Raw genomic sequence first — 12535 nt, 5'->3', positions numbered from 1 at the left:
TAAGTGTGTTTGCCCTATGGACCGTTAGCCTTAAGCTAATGTCACCTTGGCAAACTTGCGCTTACCTACCTGCAATACACACACAAGTGGCGCTTGCAGTAGCAGTTTAGGGTCATCAAGCTTATCGCCATCCATCTTAACTGCGCCTTGCTTAATCATGCGCATTGCATCCGATGTTGAAGCTACTAAACCTGCGTCTTTCAGTACGTTGGCAATCGCCATGCCTTCTGGCGCAGTTAAGGTCACTTCTTCAATATCATCAGGGATGGCACCCTTTTGGAAGCGAGCCACAAAATTGTCTAAGGCTTTTACTGCCGCCGCTTCATCATGGAAGCGAGCGATAATTTCTTGCGCTAAAGCAACCTTGGCATCACGTGGGTTGGCGCCATTAGCAACGTCTGTTTTTAACTGCTCAATCTCGGCCAATGGGCGGAAAGATAACAGTTCATAGTAACGCCACATCAAGTCATCAGAGATAGACATGATTTTGCCAAACATCTCATCAGGCACTTCACTCACACCAATATAGTTGTGAGCTGACTTAGACATTTTCTTAACGCCATCTAAGCCTTCAAGCAGTGGCATCATGATTACTGTCTGCGGCTTTTGGCCTGCCGACTTTTGTAATTCACGGCCCATTAGCAAGTTAAACTTCTGATCGGTACCGCCCAGCTCAACATCAGCTTCCAATGCAACTGAATCATAGCCTTGCAGCAATGGATACATGAATTCATGAATAGCAATTGACTGGCCACCAGCATAACGCTTTTTAAAGTCATCACGTTCCATCATGCGCGCTACGGTTTGCTGAGATGCCAAACGTATCATGCCTGCCGCGCCTAAGGTTTCTAACCAGCTCGAGTTAAACTCAATGCGAGTCTTGGCTGGATCTAAAATCTTATACACTTGCTCTTTATAAGTTTCAGCATTGGCTAGCACTTGCTCACGAGTCAGCGGCGGACGGGTGCTGTTTTTGCCCGATGGGTCGCCAACCATGCCAGTGAAATCGCCAATAAGGAAGATGACTTCGTGGCCGAGTTCCTGAAAAGTGCGCATTTTATTGAGGATAACCGTGTGGCCCAGATGAATATCCGGCGCGGTCGGATCAGCACCTAACTTGATGCGTAACGGACGCCCTTCTTTCAGTTTTTCAATCAGATCTGCTTCAAGCAAAATCTCATCGGTACCACGTTTAATCTCTGCCAATACTTGGTCTAAATCCGCCATTGCCGCCGCTACTCCTCGGTGCCAAAAAATCAAAAGAGCTATGTTACTTGTTAGCCTGTGCAAATGAAAGTGTGTACACTAACTCCTGACTCGCTATTCACTGGAATTTGGTATCTGCATCAATGGCAAAGCTTATAACACTAATAAAACTGTTACCTAAAACACATCAAATATTACTCAGTTTATTACTATTGGCCATATTAGTAGTGTTAATGTTACCAATTGATCCCAGTGACAAGCCTAGCGCCAAAAGAATCAAAGTCCCTGATGCTCAAGAATTCGATATACCTTTAGCTATGCGCTCGCCAACACCGCCGAGTGAACGCACACCTGCGCCGCTTAGAGAAGATGAGGTTGAAGCAGAAGTTCTGCCAGAAAATACCCTAAGTGGCGAGCTTGAATCTGAATTAAACAGTCAACTGATTACAGTGAACGCTGGAGATTCGTTAGCGGCTATTTTTCAGCGCGCGGGTTTTACCAGTCGCGATGTTTACGACATTACCCAAGTGAAATCCGCTGATTCTTATTTGCGTAAACTCATCCCAGGGGATGCCTTAGTCCTTTACAGCGACGGCGATGGGTTACTGGCTGGTCTTGACCGCCAAATTGATGTAGTCAGAACCCTAATGATCCGCAAAGATGCCAGCGGCCAATTTAAGGCGGATATTGAAACTAAATCAGTCGATAGGCATCAACGCTTTGCTCACGCCACTATTACCTCTAACTTTTGGCGGGCAGCTGCAGGCGCTGGGCTTTCATCGTCGCAAATTATGGAACTGGCTAACCTCTTTGGTTGGGATATAGATTTCGCCCTCGATTTGCGCGCAGGTGACAGCTTTACCCTGATTTATGATGATGAATACGCTGGCGACGATTTTGTCCGCAATGGTGATATTTTAGCGGCGGAGTTTATCAACCAAGGTCAACGCTACACAGCTATTCGCCACACAGATGGCCAATATTATTCCGAAAATGGCAGCAGCATGCGTAAAGCATTTTTACGCTCGCCAGTGGATTTTAAATACGTCAGCTCCAATTTCAACCCTAAGCGTTTGCATCCTGTGACCGGAAAAGTAAAAGCCCATCGCGGCGTAGATTATGTGGCCGCGGTCGGCACCCCAATTAAATCAGCCGGTAGTGGGCGCGTCACCGAATCGGGTTACAACCAATATAATGGTAACTATGTGTTTATTAAACACAATGACACCTACACTACTAAGTACTTGCATTTAAAAGCGCGCAAAGTGAAACGTGGTCAAAGCGTAAAGCAAGGCCAGATTATAGGTACTTTAGGTGCCACCGGCCGCGTAACAGGGGCGCATTTACATTACGAATTTATCGTTAATGGCACCCATCGCAACCCAAGGACGATTAATCTGCCCAAAGCTGAAGCCATTGCTCGTGCAGATAAACCGGCCTTTAGCCGCGTAAGCCAAGATTTAATGGCGCAACTATCTAAATATCAATCGGGTATCCAAACCGATGGAACCACTACAGCTAAGGTAGATTAGTATGTCGACTCTGTATATTGGGATCATGTCTGGCACTAGCATGGATGGCGTGGATGCTGTGTTAGTAGACTTTGAAGGCACACCTAAGTTAGTGGCAAGCCACACAGAAGCTATGCCTGATCATTTGCGCAAAGGTTTGCAAAGATTGTGTCAGTCCGGCAGCGATGAAATTAACCGCTTAGGCCGCTTAGATCGCACTGTCGCCAAATTATTTGCTAAGGCGACTCAAGCCTTGCTGGCTAACGCTAATGTCAGCCCAGAAGACGTTATCGCCATTGGCAGTCACGGCCAAACCATACGCCACATGCCAAACCTTGAGATTGGTTTTACCTTGCAAATAGGTGATGCCAATACCTTAGCTGTATTAACTGACATTGATGTGATTGCCGATTTTCGGCGTAAAGATATCGCCTTAGGCGGCCAAGGCGCACCATTAGTGCCAGCGTTTCATCAGCAAGCGTTTGCCAGTGCTAGCCCGCGCATGGTGGTCAATATTGGTGGCATGGCCAACATCACTTATTTACCCGGCAATGCTGAGCAAGTGTTAGGTTTTGATACGGGTCCTGGTAATGTGTTAATCGATTACTGGACGCAGCAATGCTTGCAACAAGCTTATGATAAGGATGGTGAGTTTGCGGCAAGCGGCGAGACTCAGCCTAAGTTATTAGCGCAAATGCTGTCTCATCCTTATTTCGCCCAGCCATACCCAAAAAGCACAGGGCGCGAGTTATTTAATCAAGCCTGGTTATCACACCAACTGGCGGATTACTCTCACTTAGATGATGCCGATATTCAATCGACCTTATTGGATTTAACCTGTCACAGCATAGCCAATGATATTGTGGCCATTGATGATAGTAGCGAAGTGTTTATTTGCGGCGGCGGCGCCTTTAATGGCGAGCTAATGCGCCGTTTAAGCTTGTTAATGCCTAAGCAAGTAGTCACTACTACCGCAGACCTTGGGGTATCGCCCACTTGGGTTGAAGCCATAGCCTTTGCTTGGTTAGCACTGCGTTATAAGCAAGGCCTGCCCGCCAACTTACCTGCGGTGACGGGGGCTCGCCGCGCTGGCGTATTAGGCGCCTTGTATAGCGCTAAATAACTCGTTAAGTAAGCATCTAGTGCCACGACTAGCGCCACTAACTAATAGTTACTGACGCTGCGCTTTAGCAGCGTCATATCAGCCCCTGCATACTTTTAAGTGCCAACATTTAACCGCCAACAGCGCATATCTCATCGCCTCGCCAATACCACTAAATCACTAACGCCCCCTGAGAGTACCAAAGCATTATTGGGATTAGTCTAGCTTGTGATATTCTAAGGCTAACTAATTGAGTAAGAGAAATATCATGAGCAAGAACAAAACTGCGGCTGAACTAGCCTCAATGACACCAGAAGGTCGTTACGATGTGATGGTGAGCATTATTAAAGAAGAAAAAGTTATTTGGACTCTGCAGGATAACGACGGTTGCGTCATGTTAACCACAGAAGATGAAGACTGCATCCCTATGTGGCCAACGGAAGAAGCGGCTAACTCATGGGCTGTGGATGATTGGCAAGACTGCCAACCTCTGGCAATTCCATTAAACGAATGGTTAGAGCGCTGGGTGACTGGCATGCAAGAAGACGATTTGGCAGTAGCCATTTGTCCTGTGGTTGACGATCTTGGGGTTGTGGTATTGCCACACGAACTGGAAGAGCGTTTAGTTAAGCGTTCAGCTCACTAAGTTTGTCATGACAGATAAAATGCCACCGCCGTTAATTCTTCTAGCGAGCGTTTATGGCTTGCTGGCGGCAACAGGTTTGTTCTTGCAACAAGCCATCATAGCCTCGTTATTGCTAGCTTTGTTGGCGGTGGCTATTATCGGTCGCCAAAAATCAGCTTGGCTGCTAATGATGATTATGGCGGTATTGCTGTCATTAAGCGGATTAGCGCTCGCCTTGCTGCTCAATATGAGCTCAGAGACGAGTCCAGACTGGTTAACTGCCTTGCAATCTTGGAGCCTTGGCCAGCAATTTGGCTTAATTTGCGCTTTGATGTTGTTAGGTGGGATTCAAGGCCTAGTCACTATGATGCCTAACGTCAGACTTTGGTTTAAGCCTAAAATGAATTTCAATATCATTCAGTGATAGCTGCGCTTGATACTTGTGATTGATGTTTGAGACTCAGGTTTGAAATTAAGGCTTGAGATTGCTGTTTGCAGTTAATAGTTGAAATAGCTGATATAAAAAAAGCCGTTAACATTAACGGCTTTTTTATTGCTTAATGCTTGATGACTCAGCGCTAAATTACACTGAGAAACTCGCGCCACAACCACATGTAGTGGTGGCATTCGGGTTTTTCACAAAGAAGCGCGAACCTTCAAGGCCAGAGGTGTAATCTACTTCACCGCCAACTAAATATTGCAAGCTCATTGGGTCTACTACTAACTGCACACCTTGCTTTTCTACAGTGAAGTCACCTTCGTTAACTTTCTCATCGAAGGTAAAGCCATACTGGAAGCCAGAACAACCACCACCGGTTACATACACGCGTAACTTGAGGGCGTCATTTTGCTCTTCAATCAGCAGACTTTTTACTTTCTCAGCGGCCGCATCGGTAAAGCGGATCGGCACCGCTGTTTCAGCTTGATCAGTCATTACTACCTCTTAACTCTGTTTGCTGCTCAGGATTATCTATTACCTGAGTATTTTGTTCAAGTATTGTCTCGGTGCTCGTGGCACCTTGCATAACATCTGCGGCATTAAAACTTTGTTTCGCTTGGGCATTCTTATTCCAGCGACTGGCTGGCACTTGAATCTCCACGTCTATCTGCTTAAGTTCAAACCCAGCAGGCAGGCTAAAACGACTGTCTAACACCTGAAAATAACGAAAATCAAACTCGAGCGATGAGCCAGTCAGTGACGTTAATGTCATCGAATGCTCTTTGCCATCAAGTAGCCCTAACAAGATAATTTTGGCCTTACCTTTTAAGGTGCGTTTACGCTTTTCTAATTGAGTTAACACCAATTGCAACTGCAATTGCCCTGGCTCTATGCCGGGAAGTATTTCTAAGGTATTGATAGCAATACCTTCAGCGGTATGATCTGGTGCCATAATGCTGCGATAAAAAGTTAACTCGCGGTTGAGCAAGGCTAATTGCTGCACCTGATCATTAAACAGTTTTTGCATATTTTGATTGGCTTCAGTCGCAACGGTTAAATTGATATTCGCTTTAGCCAATTCTTGCGCCCGCACTTCTTGCTCTGCGCGCAGTCGCACTATTTCTTCTCTTTCAGCGCTTGATGCTGATACTGGGGATTCTTGCCAAAGAATATTGGACAACACCCCAACCACAAAGGCCACTATAACTAGTAGCATCATATAGATATGTGACGAACGTTTCATAGTTCCGTAACCATGTAAACGACGGCGCCATTCGGATGGATTAGTCATGTTTAAGCCTTTTTCTAGGTAACAACAAAGATTATCCAGGCAATATCGTCTGCAGCCACTCACGCAATAGGCAAATAATGATGACGTTTAAGTCCTGTGTTCGCAGGCTTTAAAGCATGCAAGTGACATAAACTCGCTAACAGCAAGGCTGAATTAGCGGCGCTCAATAGCTGATGGCGATGGCCGCATTTACCTTAATGATCATTGTCATCATTTATTGCGTTTATTCATCATATCGCCAAGTGTATCACCCAGGCGACAGGATAGATTTTACGGGGATTAGAACCAACTGGCGAGTATTGTTACTATTTTTTGCCGTGTTTTTAGCTTGATAGCTCATTTATGTAAGTTTGCGCGTCATGGCCCTCATACCACTTACTTACGCACAAGGTTAAAGTCGCCTTTATGGGGGCTTAATAGCCGCGCATTTAACACTCGCTAACATTCATCTTTAAGCCGCGCGATTCAATGGCTTGAACACTAATAGTAAGCATAGCAACTAATTAAGATGTGACTCGCGCCGCTAAACTAGCAATCATCTGATAACATTTCAGAATTCGACTTGAAGCCATGCTTTATCAAGCGTACATTCACTACCTGATCTCTCGGCCACAGTGATGGCGCCAGGCCAACACTCCGACTCTTTTGTTCTGCCGATACCACACAATATTTTACGACAGTAAGGACTCACAATGACCCGTTCCGACAGCTTATTTGAACAGGCGAAGCTATCTATCCCAGGTGGCGTTAACTCTCCCGTGCGTGCGTTTAATGGCGTTGGCGGTTCACCACGCTTTATTGAGAAAGCCGATGGCGCCTATATCTATGATGCCGATGGCAAAGCTTATATTGATTACGTAGGTTCGTGGGGGCCTATGATTTTAGGCCACAACCACCCTAAAATTCGCGAAGCCGTGCTTAAGGCCGTTGAGAATGGCTTATCGTTTGGCGCGCCGACTGAACTTGAAGTGCAAATGGCTGAAAAAGTGATTGCCATGGTGCCATCCATTGAGCAAGTGCGTATGGTGAGTTCAGGCACAGAAGCCACCATGAGTGCCATTCGTCTGGCTCGCGGTTTCACTAACCGCGATAAGATTCTGAAATTTGAAGGCTGCTACCATGGTCACGCTGACTGCTTATTGGTTAAAGCTGGCTCTGGCGCCCTGACCTTAGGTCAACCAAGCTCACCTGGTATCCCAGAAGATTTCGCTAAGCACACCTTAACCGCTGTGTATAACGACTTAGATTCAGTTAAAGCCATGTTTGCTGAGCATCCAGAAAGCATAGCTTGTATCATCATTGAGCCTGTGGCTGGCAACATGAACTGTATTCCGCCAGTACCAGGTTTCTTACAAGGCCTGCGCCAAGTATGCGACCAATACGGCGCCTTGCTGATTATTGATGAAGTCATGACGGGATTTCGCGTATCTCAAAGCGGCGCTCAAGGCCATTATGGCGTGACTCCTGATTTAACAACCTTAGGTAAGGTCATAGGTGGCGGCATGCCGGTGGGTGCCTTTGGTGGTCGTCGTGATGTGATGCAGTTTATCGCGCCAACAGGCCCAGTTTATCAAGCTGGTACCTTATCTGGTAACCCGATTGCTATGTCTGCTGGTTTAGCGCAGATGGAAGCCTTATGTGAGCCAGGCATTTATCCAGCGTTAGCAGACAAGACCAAGCGCATTGCCGAAGGCTTTAAAGCCGCCGCCGATAAGCATGGCATTCCAATGGCGATTAACTATGTGGGCGGTATGTTTGGTTTCTTCTTTACCGATGAGCCACAAGTGACTTGTTTTGAGCAAGTGACCCGCTGCAACATGGAGCAGTTCCGCGCCTTCTACCACGGCATGCTTGATAACGGTGTGTATTTAGCGCCAAGCGCTTATGAAGCCGGATTCTTATCTATGGCTCATGGTGATGCCGAAATCGAACAGACCTTAGCCATTGCCGATCGCGTGCTGGCTGACATGGCGAGCCGTTAATTAGCAAACCATTAATCTCCCTGCAAAAGGCGTCGTTGACGCCTTTTTTATTATCTACGACTAACGTATGTTACCCAAACGCTACAAAGCTGTTGCTTAAGCTAACTTTTTGTAGTCAAATCCCGCTGCGCACTTAAAAAAACCTTAAAAAACTCGCAGTTGGGATGGCCATTATGTTTCATATGTTCTTAATTAGCCTCGCGGTACTGGCGTTAATAAGTATCATGACGGAAGAGATCACCCATATAAATAAAGCGAAAACCACTCTGTTTTTAGGGTGCGTCGCTTGGATTAGCTTATTCATTGATGCCTCCATATCTGGCCACAGCCAAGAAATAAAACATCAACTCGATGAAAACTTGCTAGAGATTGCCACCTTGTGGCTGTTTTTGATGTCGACCATGACGTTTGTGGCCTACCTTAACGCTAAAGGCTTGATTCAAGGGCTGATTGAAAAGATTTTCCCCGAGCAATTAAGCGTGCGTAAATTGATGCTGATGATTGCGGTGTTCTCACTCGTCTTATCATCCGTATGTGACAACGTAACAACTACCTTAGTGTCCATAGGGCTATTGACAAGCTTTCAATTACATTGGCGTATGCGCAGACGCATCGCCGTGCTGATTATTTTCTCGGTTAACTCAGGGGGGGTTGCGCTCATCACAGGCGATGTAACTACCTTGATGATTTTCCTTGATGGTCATTTAAGCATGTCACAATTAATCGTGTTATTTTTGCCGGCTATCAGCAGTGTGGCATTGCTCGCCCTGCTGTTTTCTCGCAATGCCAACGGCATAGTGCAAACTACTCCGTCGCAGAGCCAATATTCAACGGTCGATTTAATCATAGCGGCTGTGTTTGCCATTACCATCGCCATGACCATGGTGCTTAACTTGCTGTTTAGCATTCCGCCAGTATTGACCTTTTTATGCGGCTTATCTGTGATGTTTTTACTGGGACAGATAAATCATAGCAACAGTGAAGAAATCAAGATTTTAGAATATATTCGCCAAGTAGAATTTGAAACCTTGTTGTTCTTCTTAGGTATTTTATTGTTAGTAGGCATGCTCAAGCAGATAGGCAGCTTAGATGCCTTGGCGTTGATCTACAGCCAATACAATCCTCAATTGTCTAACTATTTCACAGGCATTGCTTCGGCATTTATCGATAACGTACCTATGACAGCGGCGTTACTCAAAGCACAACCGCAATTATCGATACCTGAATGGTTAGGCTTGACCTATGCCGTAGGTGTGGGTGGTTCATTGTTAGTGATTGGCTCGGCCGCGGGCATTATCGCCATGAGCCGAGTGAAAGAGCTGACATTTACTAGCTACTTAAAGTATTTCCCATCGTTGTTTTTATGTTACAGCGTGGGCTATGGCTTGACCTTACTGATTGCTAATTACTTTTTCGGGTAAGCAGCTTAAGTTAACTAGCGCCAATGATACTGCTCACTTGCTAAGAATATTACTTCTAGTAAGTGAGCTTAAGACATAGCGATAAGCGAGCTTTTTAACCCGCCGCTAAATGGCTGGGACTCTAAATTGAGTACCGGCCATTTCCATGACGACATCTCTTGGTCGAATCTCAATAATTTTTATGCCGCCGGCAATACTGTCACCTTGCTGCAACTCGACGCCATCAACATTCAACCAACGCTTTTGCGGTGAACTGGCATACACATGGGCCACAATAGAAAAATCAGGTACTTGCGCTTGCAGTGCATATGGCAACTCCCCAAGTTTAGGAATGCTAATGTCACTATCTTGTGGAATAGGATTTAGCTTGTTACTACTCACTTCATTCGCCATTGAATGTTGATATTCAACTTGCTTCAGCGCCTCTTGAAAGGCCGCCACTAAATCTTTGGGCTCGGCATGGGTTTGGCGGTTGGTTTGGGGTTTAATTTGAGCCATTTGGCTATCTGCAGCCATAGCTTCTGCGATAATGCGTTGCTGCTGCGCAGTTAAATTGGTATTGCCTAAAATCAGCGACTGCGAGTTAGCAGTAGCAAAGCCTGAGCCTGAGCCTGAACCAGTCTCTGCTAACTCAACATCTTCATCCATGGCTTCGGCACTCGCTACTTGACCATAGTTTTGGTCATAGTTTTGGTCATAGCTTTGATCATAGTCTTGACCATAGCCTTGACTATAAATCCCGCCACTCATTCCACTATCTCGGCCACTATTCATTACCAGAGAATGACGCTCTTGAGCTAAGGGTAAGCTGACTCTTTGATAGCTACGAATAACGCTTGGCGCCTGTGTATCTATCTCTGTTTGTTTATTTTTTGCGGCTTTGGCTAACTCTGTAGCCTCTTCAATAGTTTGGCCATTAGCTTGAGCATTAGGCGCACTTGAGGATAACCATTGCGCCACCCCATCGCTATTAAGCAGTGCATAACTGCCACCACCTAAGGCTACGCCCACGAGCATCGACAGTGCGAGCATAGGTAGTTGCGAGCTAGGCTTAACCTTGCTAACTGGCGACTGCAAATGGGCATGCAGGGGATCTGGGCTAGTTTGATTTTTCTGACGTATCACAGCGTCCAATAATATCGACATTATTGGACCGCCTGCGTCAGTTGAGGACCTGTAGTGTTAAGTAACATATCTAAACGGCTAAGGGTGTCGCGTCCGGCAATCCCATCGGCCTTTAATCCCTGTTGTTGTTGAAATTGTTTAAGATTGAGCGTGAGTTCATCATCAAATTTTGACAAAGTGCGCACGCTGCGCTGCTGCACTAGCGCTAATGCGTCTTCTAACCATTGCACGCGGGAACCGACAACCCCAGGACCAATAGCATTTAAGCTAATCTCGGTGGGATGAACTAACAACTCAAAGCTGCCACCAAAATGACGATTAAACCAATCACGGTTCACCCAAAATTGCAGCTCACCCAGTTGCAGTAATAATTCGTGGTTATCAATGGCCAGCAAAGCGGCATAAAACAACTGCTGCTCATCGTTAAGCATGTGAACCACGGCAGGATAATTAAGCTGCTCTAACAGCTTAACATCGCCTTGAAATTGACTGCACTTAAGGCCTTGATCTAACGCCGCTTGGCACGAACTTAAACCCACTATCGGCGTTTTATCCCAAGCGCCTAACAAGGCCGCGTAAGCGTTGGCTTCTGTGGCTTGAGTCAAGGCTTGGCGCCATTGTAACTGCGCTATGGCATCTTGATTGGCGTTTGGAGCGTTACTGCCATTTTGCTGATAGGTAATAGCAGGCTCAGCTGTGCTTAATATTTGTTTGCTTGCTAACTTAGTCAACTCAGGATTAGGTTGATTGCTGGCCTTGTCCGCTACAGCCTCAACACTTGGCAGCCATTTAGTTAAAATAACAAACACTAACACAGACACCATTAACGTCACTAACACCCAGCCAATCCAAGGCCGAGAAGGTGCTGCCTCAATGGCATCGCCACTGACTTCCTGCGCGGCGCTCGCCACTTGCTCGCGGCCAACATTTGCAAGCCCTTTGGCATAAGCCGCCATCAAGGCGCGATCGCATATTAAATTGATTAAGCGCGGAATACCGCCACTAAGCTGATGCAAATGCACTAACGCCTTAGCGCTAAATAACGGCTGAAAACGACCAGCGACCTCAAGGCGGTGCTGCACGTAACGCGCCACCTCTTGCTGATTTAACGGCATAAGATGATAGCGCGCGGTAATACGCTGGGCTAATTGTCTTAATTCTTGGCGTTTAAGTAATTGCTGTAACTCCGGCTGACCAATTAATACCACTTGCAATAGCTTTTTAGTGTCGGTTTCAAGATTGGTCAGTAGGCGCAATTGCTCTAGCACGCTCGCCCGTAAATGCTGCGCTTCATCAATGATAAGTACTGTATTGCGCCCCTGTTGATGATTATTCAGTAAAAACCGACTGATAAGATCAGTTAACTGCTTAAGCGTTGGCTGCGCTTGATAGTCAATGTGGAGCTCATCGCAAATAGTTGCTAGCAGTTCTAACTCAGTTAAGGCTGGATTGAGAATAAAGGCAGTATCGGTATTTTCTGGTAATTGCCCCAACAAACAGCGAGACACTGTGGTTTTACCGGTTCCCACTTCGCCCGTCAGTAGCGCAAAGCCGCCGCTGTCGCCTAAGCCATAAGTGAGATGCACTAAAGCTTCGCTATGACGCTCACTTAAAAATAAGTAAGCAGGATTAGGTGCAATTGAAAAGGGATTGTCACTAAGTCCGAAAAACGCTTTATACATAAACTATCGATAACCAAGGTGATCTGAGAGGAACTGTAGTCAAGGTATAGATTGCAGCTCGGCTTGTCAAAAACCACAGCTCAGTTATGGGGATTTGTTACCTTTAAGCCTGAGTGTTTGCCATGTTATGCTCCTAAAAAAATTGTAAGGG

The 12535-nt window shown here is 46.1% G+C and carries 11 protein-coding genes; 6 read left to right on the top strand and 5 right to left on the bottom strand.

The genetic code is table 11. The features are described from left to right. Positions 1-30 precede the first annotated feature (30 nt). Complete coding sequence (gene tyrS / locus FJQ87_RS05900) at positions 31-1227, bottom strand: tyrosine--tRNA ligase (RefSeq protein ID WP_140931470.1); 1197 nt, start codon at positions 1225-1227, stop codon at positions 31-33. Between the two features lie 122 nt (positions 1228-1349). Between tyrS and FJQ87_RS05895 the strand changes: the two genes are divergently transcribed. From FJQ87_RS05895 to FJQ87_RS05880, 4 genes are all read left to right on the top strand, one after another. Beyond that, positions 1350-2738: a peptidoglycan DD-metalloendopeptidase family protein gene (locus FJQ87_RS05895; protein WP_140931467.1), complete on the top strand. Its 1389-nt coding sequence runs from the start codon at positions 1350-1352 to the stop codon at positions 2736-2738. A gap of 1 nt (position 2739) precedes the next feature. Then, complete coding sequence (locus FJQ87_RS05890) at positions 2740-3840, top strand: anhydro-N-acetylmuramic acid kinase (RefSeq protein WP_140931465.1); 1101 nt, start codon at positions 2740-2742, stop codon at positions 3838-3840. A gap of 247 nt (positions 3841-4087) precedes the next feature. Further along, positions 4088-4465, top strand: coding sequence for a DUF2750 domain-containing protein (locus tag FJQ87_RS05885; protein WP_140931463.1), 378 nt, complete (start codon positions 4088-4090; stop codon positions 4463-4465). Positions 4466-4472: 7 nt separating this feature from the next. Further along, entirely contained in the window at positions 4473-4868 is a 396-nt protein-coding gene (locus tag FJQ87_RS05880) for a hypothetical protein (RefSeq protein ID WP_140931461.1), read from the top strand. A gap of 159 nt (positions 4869-5027) precedes the next feature. Here FJQ87_RS05880 and erpA read toward each other — a convergent pair whose 3' ends face one another. Continuing rightward, positions 5028-5378: an iron-sulfur cluster insertion protein ErpA gene (gene erpA / locus FJQ87_RS05875; protein WP_140931458.1), complete on the bottom strand. Its 351-nt coding sequence runs from the start codon at positions 5376-5378 to the stop codon at positions 5028-5030. Further along, positions 5371-6174: a DUF6776 family protein gene (locus FJQ87_RS05870; RefSeq protein ID WP_140931456.1), complete on the bottom strand. Its 804-nt coding sequence runs from the start codon at positions 6172-6174 to the stop codon at positions 5371-5373. The genes erpA and FJQ87_RS05870 overlap by 8 nt, the downstream gene beginning before the upstream one ends. A 692-nt stretch (positions 6175-6866) precedes the next feature. Here FJQ87_RS05870 and hemL point away from each other — a divergent pair. After that, on the top strand, positions 6867-8156 hold the full coding sequence (gene hemL, locus FJQ87_RS05865) for a glutamate-1-semialdehyde 2,1-aminomutase (RefSeq protein ID WP_140931453.1): 1290 nt from the start codon (positions 6867-6869) through the stop codon (positions 8154-8156). A gap of 173 nt (positions 8157-8329) precedes the next feature. Beyond that, positions 8330-9577, top strand: coding sequence for a sodium:proton antiporter NhaD (gene nhaD / locus FJQ87_RS05860; RefSeq protein WP_140934007.1), 1248 nt, complete (start codon positions 8330-8332; stop codon positions 9575-9577). A gap of 105 nt (positions 9578-9682) precedes the next feature. Here the strand turns inward: nhaD and FJQ87_RS05855 are convergent, their stop codons facing one another. Together FJQ87_RS05855 and FJQ87_RS05850 are read right to left on the bottom strand one after the other, a co-directional pair. Beyond that, positions 9683-10723, bottom strand: a complete 1041-nt coding sequence (locus FJQ87_RS05855; RefSeq protein ID WP_240778849.1) for a general secretion pathway protein GspB — start codon at positions 10721-10723, stop codon at positions 9683-9685. After that, entirely contained in the window at positions 10723-12384 is a 1662-nt protein-coding gene (locus FJQ87_RS05850) for an ExeA family protein (RefSeq protein ID WP_140931450.1), read from the bottom strand. Before FJQ87_RS05850 ends, FJQ87_RS05855 begins: the two co-directional genes overlap by 1 nt. Between the last annotated feature and the right edge of the window lie 151 nt (positions 12385-12535).

The organism is Shewanella sp. SNU WT4 (assembly GCF_006494715.1).
In the GTDB taxonomy this organism is placed as follows: domain Bacteria; phylum Pseudomonadota; class Gammaproteobacteria; order Enterobacterales; family Shewanellaceae; genus Shewanella.
The sequence above is the reverse complement of the archived record's forward strand: the minus strand, read 5'-3'. Positions and strand labels throughout refer to the sequence as shown.

Coding starts and splice junctions, on each gene's coding strand:
- tyrS (WP_140931470.1), bottom strand. CDS start 1,227: ATGGCGGATTTAGACCAAGTATTGGCAGAGATTAAACGTGGTACCGAT.
- FJQ87_RS05895 (WP_140931467.1), top strand. CDS start 1,350: ATGGCAAAGCTTATAACACTAATAAAACTGTTACCTAAAACACATCAA.
- FJQ87_RS05890 (WP_140931465.1), top strand. CDS start 2,740: ATGTCGACTCTGTATATTGGGATCATGTCTGGCACTAGCATGGATGGC.
- FJQ87_RS05885 (WP_140931463.1), top strand. CDS start 4,088: ATGAGCAAGAACAAAACTGCGGCTGAACTAGCCTCAATGACACCAGAA.
- FJQ87_RS05880 (WP_140931461.1), top strand. CDS start 4,473: ATGACAGATAAAATGCCACCGCCGTTAATTCTTCTAGCGAGCGTTTAT.
- erpA (WP_140931458.1), bottom strand. CDS start 5,378: ATGACTGATCAAGCTGAAACAGCGGTGCCGATCCGCTTTACCGATGCG.
- FJQ87_RS05870 (WP_140931456.1), bottom strand. CDS start 6,174: ATGACTAATCCATCCGAATGGCGCCGTCGTTTACATGGTTACGGAACT.
- hemL (WP_140931453.1), top strand. CDS start 6,867: ATGACCCGTTCCGACAGCTTATTTGAACAGGCGAAGCTATCTATCCCA.
- nhaD (WP_140934007.1), top strand. CDS start 8,330: ATGTTTCATATGTTCTTAATTAGCCTCGCGGTACTGGCGTTAATAAGT.
- FJQ87_RS05855 (WP_240778849.1), bottom strand. CDS start 10,723: ATGTCGATATTATTGGACGCTGTGATACGTCAGAAAAATCAAACTAGC.
- FJQ87_RS05850 (WP_140931450.1), bottom strand. CDS start 12,384: ATGTATAAAGCGTTTTTCGGACTTAGTGACAATCCCTTTTCAATTGCA.